This is a genomic window from Stutzerimonas decontaminans, assembly GCF_000661915.1.
In the GTDB taxonomy this organism is placed as follows: domain Bacteria; phylum Pseudomonadota; class Gammaproteobacteria; order Pseudomonadales; family Pseudomonadaceae; genus Stutzerimonas; species Stutzerimonas decontaminans.
Genome location: NZ_CP007509.1, coordinates 2607543 through 2633436 on the forward strand (window position 1 = coordinate 2607543; position 25894 = coordinate 2633436).

Below are 25894 nucleotides of genomic sequence, written 5' to 3' on the forward strand. Positions count from 1 at the left end.
GTACGGGTTTTTCCCTGTACTCTGGCCGCTACAAGGACGAACAGCAGCGAATGAATGTGGCAATCGCTCGCGTCGCCGGCAAGACTTCCTGGGCTATCGGCTGTCCGAGTTGAACCAGCTCTTAAGCTGAATCACCCTGCCCTGCCTTCACACCGGACACGGATCGCTACTGATGGACCCAGCAGCCAACAACCTCTCGCCTGACGACTCGAGCCACGCATTCCTCCCCGACGGCGGTGAGCTCGGCGCGCTGATCCGCCGTTTCGACTGGTCGACAACGGCGCTGGGGCCTCTGGCTGAATGGCCGTCGAGCCTGAAGACCGTCACCGCCATGTTGCTGCTTTCGCCAACGCCCATCGTGCTGCTCTGGGGCGAGCGCGGCATCATGATCTACAACGACGCCTACTCCGGGTTCGCCGGTAGCCGGCACCCGCAGTTGCTGGGTTCGGAAGTGCGCGAAGGCTGGCCGGAGGTCGCCGAGTTCAACGACAACGTGATGAAGGTCGGCCTGGCGGGCGGCACGCTTTCGTACAAGGACCAGGAGCTGGTGCTGTACCGCAACGGCCGGCCTGAACGTGCCTGGATGAATCTGGACTACTCGCCGGTGTTCGATGATCAGGCGCAGCCGGCCGGCGTCATCGCCATGGTGGTGGAAACCACCGAACGGGTAATGGCCGAACGAGAGCTGCAGGGCCAGCAGGCGCGCCTGCAACAGATGTTCGAACAGGCACCCGGGCTGATGGCGATGTTGCGCGGCCCGGAACATGTCTTCGAGATGGCCAACCCTGCCTATCTGCGCGTGGTGGGCGAACGTGACATCATCGGCAAGCCGGTGCGCGAAGCGCTGCCGGAAGTCGAGCGCCAGGGCTTCATCGATATTCTCGACCGGGTCTACCGCAGCGGCACGGCCTTCGTCGGCTCCAGTATCCGCGTCGGCCTGCAGCGTACCCAAGGCGAGGCGGAGGAAGAGCGCCTGCTGGATTTCGTCTTTCAGCCGGTGGCCGACGGCGATGGCAACGTCGGCGGCATCTTCATCGAGGGTTATGACGTCACCGAGCGCGCCGAGGCCGAACAGGCTCTGCGCGAGAACGAACGGCGCCTGCGCTTTCTCGATGCGTTGTCCAAGGAGACAGCGCGCAGTGTCGATGCCGATGCCATCCTGAGCATCACCACACGCATGCTCGGTGAGCAGCTGGGCCTGTCCAGCTGCGCCTATGCCGATATGGACCCGGATCAGGATGGCTTCACCATCCGCGGCGACTGGGCGGCGCCAGGGTGCGTCAGCATCGTCGGGCGCTACCGGCTGGAGGCGTTCGGCGCAATGGCAGTGACGAAACTGCGTGGTGGTGAAGCCTTCATCATCGACGATCACTGTGCGCAGCTGCCGCCGGCCGAGGCGGCCACCTTCCAGCAGCTCGACATCGCGGCGACCATCTGCCTGCCGTTGGTCAGGGAAGGCCGGCTGACCGCGCTGATGGCCATCCATGATCGCAAGCCCCGCGTCTGGAACGCCTGCGAACTGGCCCTGCTCAGCGAAGTAACCGACCGCTCCTGGGCACATATCGAGCGCGTGCGCTCAGCGGCAGCCGTCCGCCAGCGCGAGCAGTGTTTCCTGGAAGAACTGGAAGCCAAGGTGGCCGAGCGCACGGCGGCGCTGGCACGCAGCGAGGCGAACATCCGCGCAGTGCTGGAAACCTCGCATCTGTACAAGGCGATGCTCGCACCGGACGGCTCGATTCTTTACGTCAACGCCACGGCGCTGGCCGGTATCGACGCACGCTTCCACCAATTGGCGGGCACGCCGTTCTGGGATTCACCCTGGTTCAGCGCCACCCCCGGGATGCCGGAAGCGATGAAGGCCATGACCCTGCGCGTCGCGGCCGGCGCCACCGAGCATGTGACCATGAGCCTGAACATGCCGGGCGGCACTCGTATCTTCGATTTTTCCATGCGACCGGTGCTTGACGAGGACGGCGACGTCGTCGCCCTGGTGCCGGAGGCGCTGGATATCAGCGAACGCATCGCCACTGAACAGACGCTACAGCAGCTGCACAAGATGGAAGCGCTGGGCAACCTAACCGGCGGCATCGCCCATGACTTCAACAATCTGCTGATGGCGGTGCTCGGCAGCCTGGAGCTGTTGCGTCGGCGCATGCCGGCCGACCCCGCGCTGCTGCGCCTGGTGGACAACGCCCGGGCCGGTGCCGAGCGCGGCGCCTCGCTCACCGCGCGCATGCTCTCGTTCGCACGCAAGCAAGAGCTGCACAAGGCCCCGATCGACCTTCGTCAGCTGATCGAAGGCATGCAGCCGCTGCTGCACAGCTCGCTCGGCCCGACCATTCAGCTGCAGGTCGAGCTGCCACGGCAGCTGGCGCGGGTACAGACCGATCCCAATCAGCTGGAAACCGCCCTGCTCAACCTCGCCGCCAATGCGCGCGACGCCATGGCCGGCGAAGGGCGCATTCTGATTGCTGCGGAGGAATGCGCGCTGACCAGCGAACAGAGCAGCCTGCCGGTCGGTCGCTACGTTCGCCTGGCACTCAGCGACAGCGGTACCGGCATGGACGAAGCGACGCTCAAGCGCGCCGTCGAGCCGTTCTTTACCACCAAGGGGGTCGGCAAAGGCACCGGTCTCGGGTTGTCGATGGTGCACGGACTGGCGGAACAGTCCGGCGGGCGGCTGATGCTGCACAGCAGCCCAGGCCTGGGCACCACGGCGGAGATCTGGTTGCCGGCGTTGGAACAGGACGAAGCTGCATCGATACCGGCGCACAGCTCGCCACCCGAAGACAGGCAGCGCCCGGTCGCCGATCCCCTGACCCTGTTGGCGGTCGACGACGACGAACTGGTGCTGTTCGGCACCGCGGGCATGCTCGAAGCGGCGGGCCATCGCGTTCTGACGGCGCGCTCGGGCGGCGAGGCGCTTGACCTGTTGCAGACCAATCAGATCGACGTGCTTATCACCGATCATGCGATGCCGCTGATGAGCGGCGCGCAACTGGCCGCCGTCGTCCGGGGAACTCACCCTGGTCTGCCAATCCTGCTGGTGTCCGGCTACGCCGACCTGCCCTCGGCTACCCCGGCTCTGCCGCTGCGCCGGCTGGCCAAGCCTTTCAGCCAGAACGAGCTGCTCGATGCGGTCGAGCAACTGAGCATCGGCGAAGCCTGAGCGCAGCCAGCGTAGGGCGAAGCAGCTGAAAGAACCTCAGCTGCCGATCACGCCGCCATCATTCTTGGTAATGAGCACGGTGGACGAGCGCGGCCGTGAGCGGCCGTCACTGGCCGGGAAGCTGAGCGCCGGGTGCTGCACATTGATCCACATCGCGCGGTAATCCGGGCTCCAGGTGATACCGGTGATTTCGCAGCCACGAGGCCCGACCAGAAAGCGCCGCACCTCGCGCGTTTTCGGATCGGCGCAGAGCAACTGATTGGTGCCCATGGCCTGCATTGTCGGCTTGTCATCGTCAAAGTCGGTCTGAATCCACAGCCGCCCGTCGCGGTCGAAGGCCAGTCCATCCGGCGAGGAAAAGCAGTCGCCGTCGATGGTGCCGACCAGGTTGGCGGCGACCGCCTGACCCTGAGCGTCGCGCGCCCCGCGGTTTTCGCCAGCGAGCAGGAAGACTTCCCAATCGAAGCGCGTCGCCGTCGGGTCACCGCCCTCTTCCTGCCAACGCAGGATCTGCCCGTGCAGGTTGTTCGGTCGCGGGTTGGCCTTGTCCAGCGGCTGCTTGGCGCCGCGCCCGTCATTGTTGGTCAGCGTTACATAGACTTCGCGGGTCTCGGGATGCACCGCAACCCACTCCGGCCGGTCCATCGGCGTCGCCCCGGCGCGGTCGGCGGCAGCCCGAGCGTTGAGCAGCACCTCGGCCTGGCTGGGGAAGCCGTTTTCCGCGGTCAGGCCATGCTCGCCGTGCGCCAGCGCCAGCCACTGGCCGCTGCCGTCAGCGTCGAAACGCGCAACGTATAAGGTGCCCTCATCCAGCAGGCGGCGGTTGGCGGCGTCGGCGCCAGGCACGAAGCGGCCGTTGGGGACGAACTTGTAGACGTACTCGCCCTTGGTGTCATCGCCCGAGTAGAAGGCCATGCGCCCATCCTCGCCCAGCGACAGCACCGAGCATTCGCGGCAATAACGGCCAAACGCGGTGCGCTTGATCGGTGTGCTCTGCGGGTCGAACGGATCGACCTCCACCACCCAGCCGAACCGGTGCGGCTCGTTGACGAAGCCGCCATGGGGCTGACCCGCCTGCGGCGTGGCGTCAAAACGCGGGTCTACCGTGCCCCAGCCGTAGAGCTTGCTCATGCCGCTGCCGGCGATGCCGTAGCGGTTATGCGAGACGCGTGCGGCGAGGTCGTCGGCGTCGTGGTTGACGAAGTAGTTGTGCCAGTTCTCCTCGCAGACCAGATAGGTGCCCCAGGGCGTGAAGCCGCTGGAGCAGTTGTTCAGCGTGCCGAGCACCGTCTGTCCTTCAGGGTCATCCATGGTCTGCATCGCTGCATGGCCGGCCAGCGGCCCGGCAATGGCCATCGGCGTCATGCCGGAAATGCGGCGGTTGTAGGGTGAATCCATCACCCGCTGCCATTCGCCCTGCGCATCCTTGCGCACCTCGATGACGCTCAGCCCATGGGCCGCCTGCTCCTTGCGCACCTGTTCCAGCGGGCGCCGGCCATCGACTAGGCTGATGCCGTCGGGATGCAGCGTCGGGTTGACGTACTCGTGGTTGATCGCCAGCAGGCCGCGGCTGTCGGGCGCGTCGGGGAACGGGAAGAAATGCATGCCGTCGTGGTTGTCGCCGGCCTGCTTGAGCTGGGCTTGCCAATCGTCGCTGGCATCCGGCTGCCACTCGGGTGCGTCGGCATGCACCGGATCGCCCCAGGAGAAGAACACCCGGGCGCTGTAGCCCGGCGCCACTTCGACCCGGTCGAAATGCTGGTCGAGCTGGGTCGGAATACCTTCGAAGCCGAGCAGCGAATCGCCCCGGGTTGCGGCTCGCGCGCCGGCCATTCCGCCGCCGAGAAAGGCGATGCCGGCCAGGCCGAGGCCGCCCTTGAGCAGCCCGCGCCGGCGGTGATCGATCGCCTGCTGCAGCGGCACGTTGCCGCTCGGATTGACCGGCTGGTCGTCATGAGCGCCCACGCTCGCGTGAAAATCGGTGAAATCCTGTTTCATCGAAAACGGTTCCTGAGTTCGTAACGGCATCATTCGATGCGGTAATGGAAGGTGTTCTTTACGTCGGGCACGGCAACCGCGCGGCCGTCGACGATGCGCGGCTGGTAGCGAAAGCTCTTGGCGGCGGTGAGTGATGGGCGGATGAACAGCGGATGGCAGTCGCCGACCACTTCGGGCGAGCGCACGCGCCCCTGCACATCGACCGTGTAGCTGACCGTGCAGGAACCCTGCAGCCCGGCATCCAGCGCCCGTTGCGGGTAGACCGGCGGCTGCTTGGCAATCGGCAGGTATTGCCGGCTGGCTGCCTTGGCCGCCGCAGCCTGTCGTGCGCGCTCAGCCGCTTCGGCGCGTGCCATTGCCTCGGCTTCGCGCGCCGCCTGCAACCGTGCCTCTTCCTGAGCCATCCGCTCCCGCTCCTGTGCCTGTTCCTGGCGGCGTTGCTCGTCGCGCTGACGCTGCTGTTCGCGCTGGCGTTCCAACTGCTCGCGCTGCTGCTTCAGCTGCTCGGCCTTGCGCTCCTCTTCGGCGCGCTTGAAGGCCAGCTCGGCCTGCTCGAGCCGCTGCTGCTGGGCGTGGGTATCGACCTGCGGCTCGCGCGGCGGCGGTTCGACCGCGGGCTCGACGGGCGGTTCGACCGGCGCTGCGCTCGCGGGCGGTGCCGGCGGCGGCAGGCTGATCAACTGGGTCTGCATCACCTGGGTGGCGACCGGCATTTCCAGCGCTGGCGACCAGCTGCCGAGCAACAGCGCGAACAGTCCGGCGTGCATCCCGAGGGTCAGCAATGCAGCCCCGGCCGGACCGATCCACTGTCGCGGGACAACTTCGCTGCCATGCGCGACGGGCGTGCTGAAGGTCATCATCACGGCTGCCCGACTCCGGGCGGCGCCTCGGTGATCAGCCCCAGGTTGACCACCCCGCCGCGTTGCAGCTCGGCGATACCGGCGACCACGCGTCCGTAATCCGCCGCCTCATCGGCACGGACATAGACCTGGGTGTCACCGCGCTCGGCGATGATCGCGCCGACCTTGGCCTGCAGCTCGGCCAGGTCGACGGCGCTGTCGGTCTGGTTGTCGATGTCCAGCTCGCTGCCCAGGTTCCAGTAGAAGCCGCCATCGGCCTTTACCGAGAGTGTGAGGATCTGCCGCTCGTTCTCCACCGGCAGCGCTTCGGCTGCGACCTTGGGCAGCTCGATCTTGACGCCCTGCACCAGCATCGGCGCGGTGACCATGAAGATCACCAGCAGCACCAGCATCACGTCGATGTAGGGCACCACGTTCATTTCCGCCTTGGGCCCGTGTTTGTGCTGTGGTTTGACCAGCATGAAGGCGTCCTCCTCAGGCGGCTGCAGCGACGTTGGGTGAAGCGGCGTGCAGGCGCCGATGCAGGCGCGCCTGTAGCTCGTTGCCGAAGGCGTAGTAACGGCCGACCAGCGTCTGCCCACGGGCAGCGAAGCGGTTGTAGGCCATCACCGCGGGAATCGCCGCGAACAGGCCGATGGCCGTGGCGATCAGCGCTTCGGCGATACCCGGGGCAACGGTGGAAAGCGTGGCCTGCTGCACCTGCGAAAGGCCGAGGAAGGAGTTCATGATTCCCCACACGGTGCCGAACAGACCGATGTAAGGGCTCACCGAACCCACCGTGGCGAGGAACTGCAGGCCCTTTTCCAGACGCTCCTCCTGTTCGGCGACAGCCACGTACAGGCTGCGCTCGACACCCTGCGCCACCACATCCGGCGCGATGCCCGGCTGGCGTTGCAGCTGGGCGAACTCGCCGTACCCGGCGAGGAAGATGCGTTGCAGCGCCGCCTCGTCCGGCAGCGGCTGCGCCTGGCCTTCGCGATAGAGCTGGGCGAGATCGCCGCCCTGCCGGAAGCGCTGCAGGAAGCCGCGCTGCAGGCGTTCAGCGCTGCGCAACGCCACACTGCGACGGATGATCAGGTACCAGCTCGAAACCGACGCGAGGACCAAAATCATCATCACCGCCTGCACCACCAGGCTGGCTTCGCTGATCAGGCCCCAGATGGACATGTGCTCGAGAGTCGTTTGCATGAATCTTTTCCTCCTGCCCCGACTGGGGCAGCTGCTATTGGATGGCGGGTCGGTTACCGGGCGATGACGTCAGTCCAGACCGAGCGCATCGGCGACCGCCGACCAGGGCAGGTACTTGTAGTTCTGCGTACCCTCGGGCATGCGCTTGCGGCCGTCCTGCACCACCAGCATGCCGCGGTTCCAGACGCCGCCGAGGTTGGCCGAGGTGACTTCAAGCCCATCGGTCTCGGACGCGCCGTCGATGCCGCGTTCGGCGTTCAGGCCGATGCGGAACGCACCGCGCACGGCATAGGGCGCCTGGGCGTCGAGCACCAGGTAGCTGTCGTTGCCCTGGCTGGAAATCACCAGGTAGTCGCCGCGCTCGCCGTGGTAGAGCGCCAGGCCTTCGATGTCGTCGTATACCGGTCCGCCGACGCCGATGACCTTCTCCGGCGCCGCCGGCATCTCCGCACGGGCATCGACCACCCAGACGGCTACGTCCTCCTCACCGAGAAACAGCCGCTCGCTGCGGTCGTCGGCCACGCAACCCTCAGGCTGGCTGTCGAGCTTGAAGCGCCGCACCAGCTCGCCGCGCGGCTGGCCGGAGCTGCCATCGAGGCGGTACTGGAGGAAGGTGCCGTCCTTGTCGTTGGCGATGGCGTAGGTGGCGCCCTGGCGGTCCTGGAACATGCACAGGCCGTAGATATCGCTGAGCGACGTGGCGATCTGACCGAGATCTTCGAGTAGGCCGCTTGCCCGGTCGATGGCGAACAGCTGCAGGCTGTTGTGATCGCGGTTGCTGGCCACGGCCAGATCCACGCGCTTGCTGCCGAGGCGGAAGCCGCTGCGCACGTCGACGTTGTTCAGCCGGCCGACGGGCAGGCTTTGCACCTGGCGACCATCCAGGTCGTACACCACCAGGCCACCCTTCTTGTCGGTGCCAAGCACGCGACTCTGCGCCGGATTGCGCGGATGGACCCAGATCGCCGGATCATCGGCCGCATCGCCAAGGCTCGGCACCGGGCCGGTTTCCACCGCGGCCGGCAGGCTGACGATCGGCTCGGGCTGTGCAAGTGCGGTCGGCTGCCAGGCCAGACGGGCCGAATGCAGACCACGCTCGTCAGCCAGCAGCAGCTCGACACCCTCCTGAGTACGGCGCGCGCTCACCTGCTCTGGTTCGTCGAAGCCGTCGAGTGCGATTACGCCATCGGCTTGCCAGCCGGACTCGCCCTGACGGTACAGGTGCAGCGCCGGCGCTTCGGGATCGAGCGCCAGCAAGCCACCCGGCACCACTGCCAAACCTGCCGCAGCCTTTTGCAGCGCACCGAACGGCTTGACCAAATCGACCGGCTCACGCTGCAACGGCGCCTCGGCATCCGCCGGGTAGCGCCAGAAACCGACATTTTCCTCGTTGACGTAGAGCTGCCCGGCCGCGTCATCGGTCTGACAGAAGGCGCTCTGCGGCGGCAGGCTGAGCCCGCGCACACGCCGTGCTTCACCGAGCAGGCGACCCTGGCTGCCCACCAGCCACTGCTCGCCGACGCCCTCTTCGCCCAGCAGAAAAACGAAATCGTTGCGCGCGCTGTCGCGGTACAGGCACAGCCCTTCGATGGCGAATGCGGTGCGCGGTAGGTAGAGCGGCTGGCTCCAGGTCCGTTTGTCATCCAGGCCGATCAGCATCGCCTGCTGGCGCTTGCGCTCGACGGTTGCCAATAACAGCCCACGCCGGTCGACGCGGTGATCGAGGCCTTCGAAGCGCCCGGCATACTCGGCAACGCTGGCGCCTGTGCCATCCAGCAGGCGCAGGCCCTGCTTGTCCACCAGGATGCGCTTTGCATCGGCCCAGGGGCCAACGTCGCTCATCAGCTGGCCATATTCGAAACCAGCCTGCATGGATTCGCTGATGCTCAGCTGCGTCGTTTTTTGCGGCTCTTCCTGGGGGGCGGACTGGCAGGCCGCCAGGGCGATACACAGGCCGAGCAGCGCGGTTTTGGGTAATGCGTACATGGCTATTCCATTTAGCTGCCGCGGGCCGGCGCCCGGCCGTAAAGGGGAACGGCGGGCACCGGAGCGGCATGGGGTCAGAAGTGGGTCAGGGTCAGGCCGAGCTTGTAGGTCGGGCCGTACTCTTCGTACTGGGCGTTGTAGGAACGGTGCCCGGTGTAGACGTAGTAGGACTCGTCCGTCAGGTTCAGCGCTTCGAAGGTCAGCTGCAGGTTCGGCGTGAGGAAGTAGCCGGCCTTGAAGTCGACGAACAGCTGATCGTCGACGTACAGGTCGTGAGCCTTGTCGTCGATACCGGCCACCTCGTACAGGTAGTCGGACTTGTAGTTGGCGGCCAGGCGCAGGTTGAGCCGGTCGTTCTCCCAGCCGACCATCAGGTTGCCGACCGTATCGGAGTGGTTCGGCAGGTCGATACTGCGGCGCATGCCCTGCCCCTCGATGTCCGCGTCGGACTGGCTGAAGGTGGCATTGGCGCCCAGCAACAGGCCGTTCCACGGCGCCGGCAGCCAGTCGAGCTTCTGCGAGTAGGCCAGCTCCAGGCCGTAGAGCTTCGCGCTGCTGCCGTTCTGGAAGCTGAGCGCTTCGTCGAAGGCTGCCCACTGGCCAGTGCCGGCCAGATCCGTGTTGTAGATGAAGTTGTCGATGTCCTTGTAGAACAGGTAGGCGGACACCACGCCGGCGCGGCCCATGTAGTGCTCGATGCCAAGGTCGTAGTTGACCGACTCCAGCGGCTTGAGATCGGGATTGCCGAACTCGGCGTCGTCGCCGTCGATGACGAAACCGGGCGCCAGCTGGCCGAAGGTCGGGCGTACCACGCTGTTGGTCCAGGCGGCGCGGATCAGCGTGTCATCGGTCAGCTGGTAGCGTACGTGCAGCCCAGGCAGCCAGTGGTGGTAGTCGTTGCTGCTGGAAATCGACTCGAACTGGTCGTCGCGCATGCCGGTGCCCTTGGCCCGAAAGCGTGTGCCCTCGTAGCGCAGGCCAGCGATGACGCGCCAGCGGTCGATGTCCACCGTGTTCATCAGGTACGCGGCGTTGATGTCCTCGTGCATGTCGAAGTCGTTGATGCGCGACTCTTCCTCGTCGTAGAACTCGCTGGCGTCCAGCCCGGCGATCGCACCCTTGATCGCCGAGGCGCTGATGCCGCGGCCGAAGCGGCCGAGGACGTAGTCGACATTGCCGCCCTGAAAATCGGCCAGGGTCAGGTCGTCGAAGTCGTCGTAGACCCAGACCTCGCTGTCGTTGTCCTTGTGCCGGCGGCTGAGCTTGCCGCCGAACTTGGCCTGCGCCGCGTAGCCCTGGATGTCATATTCGCGCGCCAGATCCAGCCGAATGTTCTTCTCGCGGTCGCGGGTGTCGCTCTTCGCCCATTCCACTTCGTCCAGTTCGAAGGAGGCCGGATCGTAAAAGGCCGAATCCACTGTCAGGCGCGGCTTGCGGCTGCTGGAGAAACCGGCGTCGGCGAAGTCGCCTTCGAAGGTCGCGCCGGCGATGCCACCCGGGTTGCGCTCGCGGGACTGGCTGTAGCCGACCTGCCCGCTCAGAGTCCAGAGCCCCATCATGCGTTCGCCACCGAATACGTAGGACTGGATGGTCTGGGTTTCCTCGCGCGATTTCAGCTCGCGCCAACCCTCGGCATCGCCGGTTTCGCCGGGCAACTGAGCGTCCTCGAACTCCACGCCGGCGGCGTTGCGCGTTTCGGTGTCCTTGAAGCGGCTGTACAGCGTGCGCAGGTAATAGCTGCTGACATCGTCCGGCTTGTAGTCGAAGTTCAAGCCGAAACCGGTGCGCTCACGGGTGATCTCGTAGTCGCGCTGCTCGAACTCCTCCAGGCGTGCGCCATCGTCGGCGAAGTCCCACTTGCCGCCGGTTTCGACGTTATCGGAGCCGAAGTCACGCTCCTGCCAGCTGATGGCCGCGGCGACGCCGAAGTTGTCGACGCCACCACCGAGGCTGAAGCGGTTGCTGATCGCACCGGAGAATTTCGGGCTGGTTTTCTCGACGTTCTCGTCGTAGCTGCCTTCGCCGCTGATGCTGTAGAACAGGCCGTCGTGGTCGAAGGCAGACAGGCTCTCCACCTCAATGGTGCCGCCCAGAGAGTTGGCGTCCATGTCCGGGGTGAGGGTCTTCACTACCGACAACGACTGCACCAGCTCCGAGGGCAGCACGTCGAGGGCCACCGCGCGGCGCTTGCTTTCCGGCGAGGGCACCAGGGTGCCGTTGATGGTGACGCTGTTCAGGTCCGGCGCGATGCCGCGCACGCTAACGAAACGCCCTTCACCCTGATCGCGCTCCACCGAGATGCCCGGAATGCGCTGCAGCGCCTCGGCGGCGTTGTCGTCCGGCAGCTGGCCGATGCCGTCGGCGTGAACCACGCTCTTGACGCTGTCGGAATTGCGCTGGTCCTTCAGTGCTTCGTCGATGCTGACGGCCTGGCCGATCACTTCGACATGCTCCATGACCAGCGGCTCCTCAGCCCAGGCCGAACCGGCGCTGACGGCCAGGGCCAGCAGGCTGATGCGGAATCCTGCATGGCGGATGCCGCTGCGGTATGTGCTCATGAACAATCCCCCGAACGGTGTTTACCGGGTCCATCCCGGAACTGCAGCGGACGGTAGGTGGGGGATATGGCGGTTCTGTGACAGGAGGTTCGGGGAGGGCTTGGAACAGGGGGTTTTCGGGGATTTTGCGAGCGGGATTGAGCTGATATGACCTGTTTTCAGGGCGGACTGCGCGCCAGAGCCGTTTTTTCGAAGGGGTCGAAAGTTTCTGTTTCGCCCTGCTGGGCGAGTCACTTTTTCCAGACGCGCCTGCCCGGCCGGGAAAAAAGTAACCAAAAACGCTAAGCCCCTGCATACGGCCCCGCGCTACGCGCGGGGTTCGTTCGCTACATCGCTGCTCCAGGGGTCGGCTTACAAGGGACGCCTAGTTCTCTCGCGGCATCCATGCCGCTCGCTCTCCTACGCAACGATTCCATTCGACCTCCTGAAAGGGGCATTCGGTATTACCTGGTGATCTGTGCAAGTACATGCAGAGCTACTCCCCTTTTATGTGGACAGGTCGTAGAAATGCTTCGCGTACGTAATGCAGAGCGCCAAAGCACGGCTCCCATGCTGAAACGTAGAAACCTTGAGTGATCCTCTAACCCGCGGAAGCCTAGGCTGCTTATCGTTCTGCTTGCACTGCCTCCCAGGCGACTCCCAATCGCCCCTTCAGGAGGGTGAACGGAGCCGTCGTGTAGAGGGGCGAGCGGCATGGATGCCGCGAGAGCCGTAAAGGGCCATGGATGGCCCTTGTACGGCGACCCTCGGAACAGCGGCGTAGAGAACGAACCCCGGCGCAGCCGGGGCCGGATGCAGGGGCAAGCGTTTTTGCCTACTTTTTCCGCGACTGGAAAAAGTAGGTCGCCCAGCAGGGCGAAACCCAGCTATCAAGCAACTCCCTAATTCGTCTGACGCCCCAAAAGATTAAAAACCCCCTGAGCCAATTCAACCCCCACCCCATTCATCCAACCGTCACATCCATCTGTTTCCGTGCCCTCACGCACTGGCGCGATCCCTCGCCACGGAGACACGATGAAATCCCTCCTCAAACTCCACACCCTCACCCTCCTCGGCCTCGCCCTGGCCGCCAACGTCGGCCTGCAGCTGCTGCTCGCCGTCGGCCAGCTCAAATCCTGGGGCGAGATCGACTGGATGGACGTCGTCGGTGAAGGCGGTTGCGCCGCCCTTGCCCTCGCCTGGCTGATCATGCTGCTGCACAGCCGCCCGGCCGGCCGGGTGACGCGGTTGCTGGCGCTGGGGCTGGCCTGTATCTGTTTTTCCTGGTGGATGGACCTGCTCGACGAGTTCATCCAGATCCCCGCCACCATCGCCTGGGACAACTGGCTGGAAACCGCGCCCATGCCGGTCGGCCTGATCCTGCTGACCTTCGGCATCTACCACCTGAATCAGGAACAGCGTGCGATCAACGCGCAGATGCACAAGCGCGAGCGACTGTTTCGCGAGCATCGCCTGTTCGACAACCTGACCCCGCTTGGCACCGCCGAGTACCTGCGTCGGCAGCTCGACCACACCCTACGCCAAGCCAATGAGGAACAGCGCCCGCTGTCGCTGCTGGCGGTGGATCTCGACGAATTCAGTCGGGTCAACCAGCGCTACGGCCAGGAAGAAGGCGACCTCGTGTTGCAGGCCGTGGCGCAGTTGCTGGTGCTCAACCTGCGCCATCAGGACCTGCTCTGCCGCCTCGCCGGGGATCGCTTCGTCGTGCTGCTGCCCGATACCGCCGAGCAACAGGCGCGGCAGCTCGCCGAGGAGTTGCAGACCGCCGTCGCCAGCCTCGCGCACAAGACGCGCCAGCACGGGGAACGCCTGCATCTGCGCGCCAGCACCGCGGTGGTGATGGCCTTCGACGACGATGCCGAGCAGTTGCTCAAACGCCTCAACCTCGGTTTGGCCAAGGCCAAGCAGTCACTGCCACGCTGCGCCTGAGGCGACCATGGAAAGCCCGTTACGCTGGTACGAATGGGACACCCGCTTCATCGCCGCCCACCACCAGCCGGCGGTGTTGCTCGACCTGGCACTCTCGCGCGGTATCGACAGCCATGCGCTGCTGCGCGGCAGCGGGCTGTTCTACGAGGACGTCGCCAGCGGCCGCGCCCGCGTCAGCCCGGAGCAGCTGCTGACGCTCATCGGCAATACCGAGCGCTTGTTGGGTGCTGCGGACAGCAGCTTTCTGTTCGGCCAGCGCTTGCTGCCCGGGCACTACGGCGATGTCAGCCTTGCCTTGGCCAACGCCGGCAACCTCGAACAGGCGCTGGAGCGGCTTAGCCAGTTCCGCGCCCTGCTCTGCCCGCTGCTGGCGCCAAGGCTGCTGCTGGACGAGCAGCAGCTGCACATCTATTGGCTGGACAACGGCAGCGCCGGCCGCCACCAACGGTTTCTCATCGAAGCGCACCTGACCGCCATCGTCGCGCTGTGCAAGCGCGGCAGCGGCCTGCGCCTGCCGTGGCGCTTCCAGTTCGCCTACCCGCAGCCGCGCCATGTCGAGCAGTACTGGGTGCACCTGGGTGACGCGCTGCAGTTCGACCGCCACCTGACCCTGCTCAGCCTGCCTCGCGAGTACCTGCACCAGCCCTGGCCCGATGCTTCGGCCACGGTAGGCCAGGTCGCGCAGCAGGCCAGCCAGCAGCAGATCGAGGCGCTGGAAGGCCCCTGTGCGTTTCTCGATGCGTTCTACCAATACCTGCATGACAACATCCGCGAGCCGCTGAACCTGGAGCGCGTCGCGCTGGCGTTCGCCATGAGTCCGGCGACGCTCAAGCGCAAGCTGGCCAAGCACGGCACGCACTTCCAGGAACAGCTCGATCTGGTGCGCACGCACGTTGCGCTCTACCTCTATCAGGCCCGCGGCCTAGGCAACGAGGCCGTGGCGCGGCACCTCGGCTTCAACGACACCACCAACTTCCGTCGCGCCTTCAAGCGCTGGACCGGGGTGGTGCCCAGCGGGCTGCAGCCGCTGTTCGACGCCCCCTGACGGCATGCTAAGGTGCCGCCCGCATTACCTTCGAGGCGAGCGGGCATGGATATCAAGCAGCTGAAGTTTCTCGTGGCGCTGGATGAAACGCGTCATTTCGGTCAGGCCGCGGCGCGCTGCCATGTCACCCAGCCGACGCTGTCGATGCGCCTGCGCGGCCTCGAAGACGAGCTCGGCCTGCAACTGGTGATCCGCAGCCAGCGTTTCGAAGGCTTCACCCCCGAAGGCGAACGCATCCTCGCCTGGGCGCGCAGTCTGCTCGCCGCACAGGACGGCCTGCTGGCCGAAGCCGCCTCCTGCCGTGGTCAGCTGGTCGGCACCTTGCGCCTGGGCGTGGTGCCGCTGGCCGGTTTCGACCCGATGCAATTGGTGCAGGCCTTCGGCGAGCGCCACCCGAATCTGCGCTTCGAGTTGTTCGCGTTGAGCAGCGATCAGATTCTCGAACGGCTCAATCGCAATCTGCTGGACCTGGGCCTGTCCTACCTGGAACGGCTGGATGACGCGCACTTCACCAGCCTGCCGCTCGGCGAAACCCGCATGGGGCTGTTGCATGACGAGTGCCATTTTCGCTTCGACGCGCCATCGCTGCGCTGGGAAGCGCTCGCCGATCTTCCGCTAGGTCTTTTGACCGGCGGCATGCACTTTCGCCAGTCCATCGACCATGCGCTGCGTAGCCGTGGCCTGAGCCTGGCGCCGCGACTGCAGACCGATGCCGTGCATCATCTGCTGCAGGCCGTAGGCGCCGGACTGTGTTGCGCAATCATGCCGCTGGATAGCGGCCTCGAAGCACTGGACAGCCGACTGACCCTGACGCCCATCGACAACGCCAGTACCCTCGCGCCGCTGGGGCTGATCCTGCGTCGCGGCTCACCGCGATCCGCGCTGGGCGAAGCCTGTTTCAACGAAGCGCGCGAGCTGTTGCAGCGGCAAAGACCTGCCATCTCCTGACGGGCGATCGATACGCTCGATCACCCTATCGAACATAGCGATTGGACGATCCCTCCCTGCGCTCCTAGGCTCCCTGCGTCGACCTGTCGCAGGCCATCGCCATGCAATACGCCACCCTCAACGCCCCAAGCGCCAGTGCTCCGGATCTCGGCGCAGCGCCCTTGGCTGACGAATGCGCCCTGGCCATCAGCTACAACGGCCTCAATCAGGCCGTGATGATGGTGACACCGCTGGATCTGGAAGACTTCGTTATCGGCTTCAGCCTGAGCAGCGGCTTGATCGAGCGCATCGATGATCTACGCGACCTGCGTTTGCGGGGCGATGGCTGCGCGCAGCATGCCGAAGTGCAGGTGAGCCCGCGGGCGTTCTGGCACATCAAGCAGCAACGACGGCAGTTGGCCGGCCACAGCGGTTGTGGCCTGTGCGGCATGCAGGCGCTGGAGCAGGCATTGCCGCAGCTCGCACCACTTTCGCCAATCGATCTGCCGCCCGAAGGACATTTCCACGATCTGCGCCAGCGCATCGCCAACGCCCAGCTGCTGGCCCGCGACAGCGGTGCACTGCACGCGGCACTGTATGTCGACGGCAACGGAGAGATCGCCCTGTGCCGCGAGGACATCGGCCGGCACAACGCCCTGGACAAGCTGATCGGTGCGCTGACGCTGCAGCGCCGTACCCCGAGCGAAGGCTTCGTCGTGGTCACCAGCCGCTGCAGCCTGGAGCTGATCCACAAGGCCGTGCGCGCCGGCATCGGCACGCTGGTCAGTCTGTCCGCGCCGACCCACCTGACCGTCGAGTGGGCGCGTCGGCATCACCTCAACCTCATTCACCTGCCCCACCACAGCGCGCCACGGGTCTACAGCCCGGCACCTGCGCTGCCCGAACAGAACGGATGTCACCCATGAGCCGCACGTCCCGCTTCCATCCCGCCACCCGTTTCCAGCCCTACGCCGGTCCGGCAGGCGGCTGGGGCGCGCTGCGCAGCGTGGCCAGCGCCTGGCTCGGCAGCGGCAACGCGCTGAAGAACATCCGCGCGATGCTGCGCACCAACCAGAACGGCGGCTTCGACTGCCCCGGCTGCGCCTGGGGTGATTCGCCGGAGGCCGGTGCGGTGAAGTTCTGCGAAAACGGCGCCAAGGCAGTGAACTGGGAAGCGACCCGGCGCCGCGTGGACGCCGCGTTCTTCGCCCGCCACAGCGTCAGCCAGTTACGCGAGCAGAGCGATTACTGGCTCGAATACCAGGGCCGCCTGAGCGAACCGGTCCGTTACGAGGTCGCCAGCGACCGCTACCTGCCGATCAGCTGGGACGATGCCTTTGCGCTGATCGCCCATCACCTGAACGGCCTGGACAGTCCGCACCAGGCAGCCTTCTACACGTCCGGTCGGGCCAGCAACGAAGCGGCCTATCTCTACCAGCTGTTCGGTCGCAGCTTCGGCACCAACAATTTTCCCGACTGCTCGAACATGTGCCACGAGGCCAGCGGCGTCGCCCTGACCGAATCCATCGGCGTCGGCAAGGGCACGGTGACGCTGGAGGATTTCGATCACGCCGATGCGATCTTCGTTCTCGGGCAGAACCCCGGCACCAACCATCCGCGCATGCTCGAACCATTGCGTCAGGCTGTGGAGCGCGGCGCTCAGGTGGTCTGCTTCAATCCATTGCGCGAGCGCGGGCTGGAGCGCTTCCAGCACCCGCAGAAGCCCATCGAGATGCTCGCCAACCAGGACGCGCCGACTCACAGTGCCTACTTGCGGCCCAATCTCGGTGGCGATCTCGCGGTGCTGCGCGGTATCGCCAAGTACCTGCTGCAATGGGAGCAGGAAGCCCAGGCCAGCGGCGCGCCGGCGGTGTTCGATCACGCGTTTCTGGCTGAGCACAGCCACGGGCTGGACGCCTATCTGGCCGAGGTCGAAGCCACGCCCTGGGCGCTGATCGAGCAGCAGTCGGGGCTCGACCGCGAAACCATTCGCCACGCAGCCGCAATCTACCGCAACGCCGAAAAGGCCATCGTCTGCTGGGCGATGGGCATCACCCAGCACCGTCACTCGGTGGCGACCATCCAGGAAATCGCCAACCTGCTGCTGTTGCGCGGCAACCTCGGCAAGCCCGGCGCTGGCGCCTGCCCGGTGCGCGGCCACAGCAACGTACAGGGCGACCGCACCATGGGCATCAACGAGCGGCCGCCGCTCGCGCTGCTCAATGCACTGCAGCGCCAGTTCGACCTGCCGATGCCGCGCCAGCCCGGCTACAACACCGTGGAATGCATCCAGGCCATGCTCGCCGGGCAGGTCAAGGTGTTCATCGGTCTGGGCGGCAACTTCGCCCAGGCCACGCCGGACACCCCGCGCACCCAGCAGGCGCTGCGCAACTGCGCGCTGACCGTACAGATCAGCACCAAGCTCAACCGCAGCCACCTGACCATGGGCCGCGACGCGCTGATCCTGCCGTGCCTCGGCCGCACCGACATCGACCGCCAGGCCTGCGGCCCGCAGGCGGTCACCGTGGAAGACTCGTTCAGCATGATCCACGCCTCGCGCGGCCAGCTCGAGCCCGCGTCCGCCGAGATGCGCTCGGAGCCGGCCATCGTCGCCGGCATCGCCGCCGCCACGCTGGGCAAGCGCCCGGTGGACTGGCTCTGGCTGGTGGAGGACTACGCCCGAATCCGCGAGCTGATTGCGGCGACCATTCCCGGTTTCACCGGCTTCGACCACCGCCTGCATCGCCCTGGCGGTTTCTACCTGGGCAACGCCGCCGCCCGGCGCGAATGGAAAACCGCCAGCGGTCGCGCCGAGTTCAAGGCGCACCCGTTGCCGGCCGATCTGCTACCCGAGCAGGCCCGCCACGGCGGCGTGGAGGCCGACCTGATCCTGCAGACGCTGCGCTCCCACGATCAGTACAACACCACGCTCTATGGTCTGGATGATCGCTATCGTGGGGTGAAAGGCATGCGCGATGTGGTGTTCGTCAATCCCGCCGACATCCAGCGGCTGGGCCTGGAAGCCGGGCAGCAAGTCGATCTGATTTCGCTGTGGGACGACGGTATCGAGCGCCGCGTGCGCGGTTTCACCCTGCTCGCCTACGACACCCCGCCCGGCCAGGCCGCCGCCTACTACCCGGAAACCAACCCGCTGGTGCCGCTGGAGAGCTTTGGCGACCGCAGCCACACGCCGACTTCGAAATTCATCGCGATTCGAGTGCTGCCGAACACGCAGAAAACAGAGCAGCAGCTGATCGCCAGCGGGCAGTGACGCTCATTCGAAACGGCTGGAATCGTCGCGATCGTGCGGGTAGCGCTGGCTGAGCGGAAACGACGGTAGCCAGCCTTCGCGGCGCACGGTCCAGCACTCATAGGTCGGCGTCAGCTGGTCGGGCGCATCCAGCGCGCCTAGGTGCACCTCGATTTCATCACCACTGCGGGCAAACACCGAAGAGCCACAGCGCGGGCAGAAATACCGTCCAGCATATTCGGCCGTCTCGCCCTCGACGGTTACCGCGTCCTGCGGAAACACTGCCGCTGCGTAGAACAGCGCACCATGATGTTTGCGGCAGTCCAGGCAGTGACAAACCCCAACTCGATAAGGCTGCCCGGACGTCACGATCCGTACGTTACCGCACAGGCAGCCACCGGTTAATGAATCCACCTTGTGTCTCCTCCGTCAGTGCTGAAAGCGGCGCGCCAGGCCAGCGAGCGTACGGCCGTGCAACGACCGCCAGTGAAGCGTAGTCGCCTCTCGGCTGCCGCACTAAGGAGCACATAGAGCCGAGCCTCAGCTTCCCTTGCGCCCCTGCCCAGCGAAACGCTGAATGTCATGGGTCGGCCCCGAGACGATCAGCAGATCGCCTGGCAGCACCTGGGTACTGGGCGTCGCATGCTGAAAGTCCTGGTTGGCGCGCTTGAGTCCGACGACAGTCACGCCGAACTTCTCGCGGACTCCCGCAGCGGCGAGCGTGCTGTTGTGAATCCGCTCAGGGGCATGGATCTTGGCGATCGCGAAGCCGTCGTCGAACTCGATGAAATCCATCATCCGTCCGGAGATCAGATGGGCAACCCGCTCGCCCATGTCCGCCTCGGGGTAGACCACATGATGCGCGCCGATCCGCGTCGCGATCTGCCCATGGTCGGCGGTCAACGCCTTGACCCAGATGTCTTTGATGCCCAGTTCGGTCAACGCCATGATGGTCATCAGGCTTGCGGCCATGTCGGAGCCGATGCCGACGATAGCGTGGGGGAAATCAGCGACGCCGAGCTGACGCAGCGCCATGACATTGGTGGAGTCGGCCTGCACCGCATGGGTCAGCAGGTCTGCCCAGGCATGCACGGGTTCTGCCGCCTGATCGATGCCCATCACGTCATGCCCCAGGCGCGTCAGTGAGCGCGCCACCGAGCTGCCAAACCGACCAAGCCCAATGACCACCACGCTGTCGCCTTTGGAGAAAGAAAATTGCTCTGAAAACAACAATTTAGCCAACAATTGGATGTTCCTCCGGGTAGCGGTAAGGCATGCGATGCTCGCCCAGTGCGAGGGATGCGGCCAGGGTGATGGTGCCGACCCGGCCGACGTACATGAGCAACGTCAGCATCAGCTGGCTGGTCTCAGGCAGATCGGCGGTGATACCGGTGGACAGACCGACGGTGCCGAATGCGGAAATAACTTCGAAGATCACCTGATCGGTAGGGATGTCGGTGTCGCGCAGGATGACCAGCGTGCCCAGCACGACCATGGCGCTGCCGAGCACCAGCACGGTAATTGCCTGGCGCTGGGCCGAACTACCGACCCGACGGCCGAACGCCTCGCTGTCGGCCCTGCCGCGGATCTCAGCGATCACCAGCAGCGCCAGGATGGCAACGGTTCCGACCTTCACCCCACCGGCAGTACCGGCGCTGCCGCCGCCGATGAACATCAGAAAATAGTGCAACGCCCAGCTTTCGTGGGTCAGCGCGCCGATATCGATTGCATTGAAACCGGCCGTACGCGCCGAGACCGAAACGAAGGCTGCCGAAAGAAGCTTGTCGGCCCAGGCCATGGGACCGAGCGTGCCCGGATTGGACCACTCGAACAGCAACACCGTCATGAAGCCACCCACCAGCAGCACTGCCGTCCCCGACAGCGTCAGTTTGGTGTGCAGCGACCAATGACGCGGGTCCGACCACCGCCGGCGCAGATCGTTGAGAACGGGAAAGCCGATGCCGCCGATGATAATGGCGCTCATGACCGGCAGCAGGATGAAGCCATCAGTGGCGTAGCGCACCAGGCCGTCGCCGTAGATGGAGAAACCGGCGTTGTTGAACGCCGATACGGAATGGAACAGGCCGCTCCAGGCGGCCTCGCCCCAGCCAAGGCCGTACGACAGATGTAGGCGCAGGGTCAGCAGCAGCATGACCACCAGCTCCATCACCAGCGTAACGACCAGCACCAGTTTCGCCACGCTGCTGATATCACCCAGCCCCAAAACATGGGACTCGGCTTGCGCGACCAGCTTGGTACGCAAGCGGAACGATCGGTTGACCAGCAAGCCCAGCAGAGTTGCCAGGGTCATCATGCCGAAGCCACCGAGCTGGAACAGCGCCATGATCACGACCTGGCCGAAGGTCGACCAGTACGTGCCAGTGTCGACCACCACCAGACCGGTAACGCAGACCGCCGAGACGGCAGTGAAGAAGGCCGCGAGCAACGGGCCGGTCTCGCCGCTGGCATGGGCAATGGGTAATGAGAGCAGCGCTGTGCCGCAGAGGATGGCGAACAGGAAAACGAGAGCAACGGCCCTGCCTGGGTGCAGCAATGATTTCATTCGACCCGCGCCAACAGATCCGAGAAAGGAGAACGGGCCGTCCGACCGGCGGCCCGAGAGCAGAGCGAGAGGCTATGCCCATTGATCCGTTTGTTCAACTGGCAGTGGCAAGGCGGCGAGCGCCTAAGCGGGTAAAGCTAGCTCGAGCACCCGGGTGGCAAGAATGTCGATGGAGGTCGGCTTAGTCAGCACCTTCGGCCGCTCTGGCATACCTGAACTTTCCTGGCAGAGGGCTGTCATTCAGCTGATGCACCATACGGAGCGGCAGCTGCGCGCTCCGTTGATGGCCGTTGTGCTTCGCGCGCCCGGCTGTGGTCAACCGACCCTCCCGGCTACTTCCGATGTGCCTGTCTCCGGTATTCGACAGCGCCTCAGTGGGGCCAGGTGCAGCCAACCCCACTGCCCCACCCCGGGGACTTATTCTTCTTCAGATAACGCGAATTCTTCATGTCCATATCTCTTCATCTTTCTGCCTTGCTCTCACGACTCGCCCTTGCCAAGTCCCGCCGGTTCATCGGCGCCGGTCTGTTTGGAGCCCTGCTAATGGCGGGCCCGGTGAATGCTCAAGAATCCTCCAGCAACACGCGATGGGTTAGCGACAGTCTGAACACCTTCGTGCGCAGCGGTCCCACCGACGGCTACCGCATCGTCGGCACCCTGACTTCAGGACAGAAAGTCGAGTTGATCAGCACCCAGGGCGATTACAGCCAGGTGCGTTCGGAATCCGGCAGCAACGTCTGGATTCCCAGCAAGGAGCTGCAAGAAGTACCCGGCCAGGCCGAACGCCTGCCGCAGCTCGAACAGCAGGTCGCAGAATTGAGTGAAGAACTCAAGACTATCGTCGACAGCTGGAAGGTACGCGTGCAAGGGATGCAGGAAACCCTGGATTCGCGCAAAGCCCTGATCGACGAACTGGATTCCCGCCGCGTAGCGCTCGAAACAGAACTCACCGAAGCCCGATCAGAACTGCGCTCCACCCAGGCCCGCCTAGGCGACGAGAACAAGCAGGTGCTCATGCAGTACATGGTCTATGGCGGCAGTATTGCCGGCGTCGGACTGCTGGTGGGCCTGATCCTGCCAACGCTGACCCGTGGCCGCAAACGTAACGATCGCTGGTTCTGATCACCAGTACAGCAGCAACAGCAGCGTCCTGGCTCTGAGAGAAGCTAGGAACCAGGACGGCTGATAACGCTACGCGCGGCGCGCTTGAGCCGCTCCGTTCGTCAAACCGCCATCGCTTAAGCCTTGCGCGACGACTATGCTTGTCGCAGAGAACTGCTAGGAAGCCAGGCACACATGGGCGCAGTATGGCGGTCCGACAAGACATCCCAGGATGGGCGTAACAAGCGCGCCCCCACCCCTAAATCATCTCCCAAATCAGCTAAAGGTCGCCGCAAGGTGGCGCGCCGGTTGGCGCTGCTCGTCGGCGTTTCGCTGCTGGCTGGCGGCAGTTACCTTGGCTGGCAGGAGCTGGAAAGCTCACGGTGGCAGTCCCACTGGTTGAGCCGCTATGCCGCGGATCTGGATTACGTCGTCATGCCGGGGCCGAGCCCGCGCATTCAGTTTCCCGAGGATGGCCCGTTCGATCGCCGGCTGGGTTACGTGGACCTGCCGCGCTTCATTGAGCAGCTGTCGCAGCGCAACTTCCGGGTCGAGGAGCAGGCGCGCTTTTCGCGAGCGTTGCTGGATTACACCAGCCGCGGATTTTTTCCGCCCTACCCAGAAGAATCAAAAGCGGGGCTGACGATCAACGATTGCCGGGGTGCGCCGCTGTACACCAATAGCTATCCGCGGCAGTACTACGAGCGCTTCGAGGACATTCCGCCGCTGGTGGTGATGAGCCTGCTGTTCATCGAGGACCGCGGACTGCTCGATACCAAACGCCCTAACGCCAACCCGGCGGTGGACTGGCCACGCTTCACCAAGGCGGCGATCAGCCAGTTGGAAAAACGTCTGGGCCTGGGCGGTCAGGCAGCCGGCGGCAGCACCCTGGCTACCCAGGTAGAAAAATACCGGCATTCACCGGAAGGCCGCACTGGCGACCCGCAGGAGAAGATCCGGCAGATGGTCTCCGCCAGCGTGCGGACCTACCGTGAAGGCCCACAGACACTTGCCACGCGCCAGCGCATCGTGCGCGACTATCTCAATAGTGTGCCGCTCTCGGCCGCGCCGGGGCATGGCGAGGTGCATGGCATCGCCGACGGCTTGCGGCTGTGGTTTGGCGCCGACTTCCGCGAATTCAATCGCCTGCTCGATCCGCGCAACGGCGAAGAGGTCGATCCACAGGCGCGAGGCCTGGCGCTGCGTCAGGTGCTCTCGCTGCTGATCGCCCAACGGCGTCCGTCCTATTACCTGGGTGCCGGCCGCGAGGAAATGGCGGCGTTGACCGACAGTCACATCCGCTTGTTGGCCAACGGCGGCATCATCGATGCAACCCTGCGAGACGCTGCGCTGAATCAGCGTATCGTCGCGCGCAGCCCGAGCCGCGACTCGGCAATCCAGACAGTCGACGCTACCAAGGGCATCACCGTGGCGCGGATGCGCCTGGCCGGGCTGCTCGGCTTGCCGCTCTATGATCTGGATCGCCTGGACTTGACCGCCAGCACGCCGTTGCAGGGCGATCTGCAAGCGCAGATCAGCGAGTATCTGGTGCGTCTGGCAGACCCGGCGTTCGCCGAAACGGTGGGTCTGTTTGGTGAACGGATGCTGTCTCCGGAAAAGACCGCCGAGGTGCGTTACAGCTTCACACTGTTCGAACGCGGCGAAGAAGGCTTCCGGGTTCGCGTGCAGACCGACAATACCAACCAGCCGTTCGACATCAACGAAGGCAGCAAGCTGGAGCTGGGCTCGACCGCCAAGCTGCGCGTGCTGACGACCTATCTCGAAGTCATCGCCGAGCTGCACCAACGCTACTCGGATCTCACCCCGGCCGAGCTGCGCAAGATCGACGCCAAGGCCAACCTCAGCCGCTGGGCCATCGATTACCTGGCCACGCACAGCGACCGCAGCCTGGATCGCATGCTCGACGCCGCGCTGGAGCGACGCTATTCGGCCAGCCCTGCCGAACGCTTCTTCACCGGCGCCGGCATGCACCGTTTCGGCAATTTCCGCCGCGAGGACGACGGCCGTATCCCCACCGTGCGCGAATCTCTGCGCGAATCGATCAACCTGCCGTTCGTGCGCCTGATGCGTGATCTGGTCAGCTACAGCACCCACGAAACCACCAACAGTGCCGAGCTGCTGAACGACGACAAAGACCCGCGCCGCCAGGAATACCTGACCCGCTTCGCCGATCGCGAGGGCTCGGTATTCCTGCAGCGCTTCTGGAAGAAATATCGCGACAAGACGGCCGAGCAGCGCATCGAAACCTTCCTCCAGGGCATGCGGCCCACACCGGTACGCCTGGCGGCAGTGCATCGCTACCTGATGCCGGATGCCGAGCGGCCGGCATTCGATCGCTTTCTCAAGCAGCACCTGCCGGATGCCAGCCTCAGCGACAAGCAGCTGGATGCGCTCTACACCCGCTACGGCCCCGGCGCCTACAGCCTGCCCGATCAGGCCTACATCGCCCGCACGCACCCGCTGGACCTCTGGCTGCTCGGCTACCTGATCGCGAACCCTCAGGCGACGCTTTCCGAGGTGGTTGCCGACAGCCGTGCGGAGCGCCAGGAAGTCTACGGCTGGCTGTTCCGCAGCCGATACAAGAGCGCGCGCGACAGTCGCATTCGCATCATGCTGGAGGTCGAGGCCTTCACCGACATCCACCGGCGCTGGCAACGGCTGGGCTATCCATTCGACAACCTGGTGCCTTCGCTGGCAACGGCGCTGGGCAGCTCGGGTGATCGACCGGCCGCGCTGGCCGAACTGATGGGCATCATCCTCAACGACGGTATCCGCCTGCCCAGCGTACGCATCGACAACCTGCACTTCGCCGAAGGCACCCCTTATGAGACACGCATGGGCTTCGTCGCGGGCGACGGCAAGCGGGTGATGCCGGTCGAGGTCGCCCGCGCGCTGCAGGATGCGCTGGCCAATGTGGTCGAAGGCGGCACGGCGCGGCGCCTGCAGGGCAGCTTCGTGCAGGCGGACGGCAGCGCCTTGCGTGTGGGTGGCAAGACCGGCACCGGCGACAACCGTATCCAGAGCGTCGGCTCCGGCGGACGACTGATCAGCTCGCTGGCCCTGAACCGCACGGCCACCTTCGTCTTCTATCTCGGACCCCGTCACTTCGGCACGCTGACGGCCTATGTGCCAGGGCGCGGCGCCGACAGCTTCCGCTTCACCTCGGCGTTGCCGGTGCAGACGCTCAAGGGCATGGCGCCGATCCTGCTGCCTTACCTGCAGGGCCAGAACACGCTCTGCCAGCCGGAGCACCTGCCAGCACTGACCAGTGGCATGCTTTCGGCCGATAACTGACCCTG

Annotated in this window: 17 protein-coding genes; 8 read left to right on the forward strand and 9 right to left on the reverse strand. The window is 65.2% G+C overall.

All coding sequences use genetic code 11. The annotated features are described in order from the left end of the window. Window positions 1-172: 172 nt before the first annotated feature. Window positions 173-3169, forward strand: a complete 2997-nt coding sequence (locus tag UIB01_RS12000; RefSeq protein ID WP_038660639.1) for a PAS domain-containing protein — start codon at window positions 173-175, stop codon at window positions 3167-3169. Window positions 3170-3205: 36 nt separating this feature from the next. Here the strand turns inward: UIB01_RS12000 and UIB01_RS12005 are convergent, their stop codons facing one another. The 6 genes from UIB01_RS12005 to UIB01_RS12030 all read right to left on the reverse strand — a co-directional run bounded on the left by UIB01_RS12005 (window position 3206) and on the right by UIB01_RS12030 (window position 11759). Beyond that, on the reverse strand, window positions 3206-5167 hold the full coding sequence (locus tag UIB01_RS12005; protein WP_038660642.1) for a PhoX family protein: 1962 nt from the start codon (window positions 5165-5167) through the stop codon (window positions 3206-3208). A gap of 29 nt (window positions 5168-5196) precedes the next feature. Beyond that, on the reverse strand, window positions 5197-6027 hold the full coding sequence (locus UIB01_RS12010; protein WP_038660645.1) for an energy transducer TonB: 831 nt from the start codon (window positions 6025-6027) through the stop codon (window positions 5197-5199). Beyond that, window positions 6027-6488: a protein TolR gene (gene tolR, locus UIB01_RS12015; protein ID WP_038660648.1), complete on the reverse strand. Its 462-nt coding sequence runs from the start codon at window positions 6486-6488 to the stop codon at window positions 6027-6029. Before tolR ends, UIB01_RS12010 begins: the two co-directional genes overlap by 1 nt. A gap of 13 nt (window positions 6489-6501) precedes the next feature. Beyond that, window positions 6502-7215 carry a protein TolQ gene (gene tolQ / locus UIB01_RS12020; RefSeq protein WP_003300068.1) on the reverse strand — a complete coding sequence of 238 codons (714 nt, stop codon included), beginning with the start codon at window positions 7213-7215 and terminating at the stop codon, window positions 6502-6504. A 69-nt stretch (window positions 7216-7284) separates the two neighbouring features. After that, on the reverse strand, window positions 7285-9201 hold the full coding sequence (locus UIB01_RS12025) for a phytase (RefSeq protein ID WP_038660651.1): 1917 nt from the start codon (window positions 9199-9201) through the stop codon (window positions 7285-7287). A gap of 74 nt (window positions 9202-9275) precedes the next feature. Next, window positions 9276-11759, reverse strand: a complete 2484-nt coding sequence (locus tag UIB01_RS12030; protein WP_038660654.1) for a TonB-dependent receptor — start codon at window positions 11757-11759, stop codon at window positions 9276-9278. 1014 nt (window positions 11760-12773) lie between these two features. Between UIB01_RS12030 and UIB01_RS12035 the strand changes: the two genes are divergently transcribed. The 5 genes from UIB01_RS12035 (at window position 12774) to UIB01_RS12055 (ending at window position 18931) form a co-directional block, all read left to right on the forward strand. Further along, window positions 12774-13688, forward strand: a complete 915-nt coding sequence (locus UIB01_RS12035) for a GGDEF domain-containing protein (RefSeq protein ID WP_038660656.1) — start codon at window positions 12774-12776, stop codon at window positions 13686-13688. 7 nt (window positions 13689-13695) lie between these two features. Further along, the gene (locus UIB01_RS12040; protein WP_023443703.1) at window positions 13696-14733 is read left to right on the forward strand and encodes an AraC family transcriptional regulator; all 1038 of its coding nucleotides are present in this window, start codon (window positions 13696-13698) and stop codon (window positions 14731-14733) included. 45 nt (window positions 14734-14778) lie between these two features. Then, window positions 14779-15681 carry a LysR family transcriptional regulator gene (locus tag UIB01_RS12045; protein WP_038660662.1) on the forward strand — a complete coding sequence of 301 codons (903 nt, stop codon included), beginning with the start codon at window positions 14779-14781 and terminating at the stop codon, window positions 15679-15681. A 101-nt stretch (window positions 15682-15782) separates the two neighbouring features. Beyond that, entirely contained in the window at window positions 15783-16586 is an 804-nt protein-coding gene (gene fdhD / locus UIB01_RS12050) for a formate dehydrogenase accessory sulfurtransferase FdhD (RefSeq protein ID WP_038660665.1), read from the forward strand. Then, entirely contained in the window at window positions 16583-18931 is a 2349-nt protein-coding gene (locus UIB01_RS12055) for an FdhF/YdeP family oxidoreductase (protein WP_038660668.1), read from the forward strand. The genes fdhD and UIB01_RS12055 overlap by 4 nt, the downstream gene beginning before the upstream one ends. A 3-nt stretch (window positions 18932-18934) precedes the next feature. Here UIB01_RS12055 and UIB01_RS12060 read toward each other — a convergent pair whose 3' ends face one another. The 3 genes from UIB01_RS12060 to UIB01_RS12070 all read right to left on the reverse strand — a co-directional run bounded on the left by UIB01_RS12060 (window position 18935) and on the right by UIB01_RS12070 (window position 21473). Continuing rightward, window positions 18935-19324: a GFA family protein gene (locus UIB01_RS12060; RefSeq protein ID WP_038660671.1), complete on the reverse strand. Its 390-nt coding sequence runs from the start codon at window positions 19322-19324 to the stop codon at window positions 18935-18937. Between the two features lie 126 nt (window positions 19325-19450). After that, window positions 19451-20155, reverse strand: a complete 705-nt coding sequence (locus UIB01_RS12065) for a potassium channel family protein (RefSeq protein WP_038660674.1) — start codon at window positions 20153-20155, stop codon at window positions 19451-19453. Continuing rightward, window positions 20145-21473, reverse strand: a complete 1329-nt coding sequence (locus UIB01_RS12070; protein WP_038660677.1) for a TrkH family potassium uptake protein — start codon at window positions 21471-21473, stop codon at window positions 20145-20147. Before UIB01_RS12070 ends, UIB01_RS12065 begins: the two co-directional genes overlap by 11 nt. A 447-nt stretch (window positions 21474-21920) precedes the next feature. Between UIB01_RS12070 and UIB01_RS12075 the strand changes: the two genes are divergently transcribed. Then, window positions 21921-22595: a TIGR04211 family SH3 domain-containing protein gene (locus UIB01_RS12075; RefSeq protein WP_038660680.1), complete on the forward strand. Its 675-nt coding sequence runs from the start codon at window positions 21921-21923 to the stop codon at window positions 22593-22595. Between the two features lie 174 nt (window positions 22596-22769). Continuing rightward, window positions 22770-25889 (forward strand): transglycosylase domain-containing protein, encoded by a 3120-nt coding sequence (locus UIB01_RS12080; RefSeq protein WP_230585247.1) that lies wholly within the window; start codon window positions 22770-22772, stop codon window positions 25887-25889. The last annotated feature ends 5 nt before the right edge of the window (window positions 25890-25894 follow it).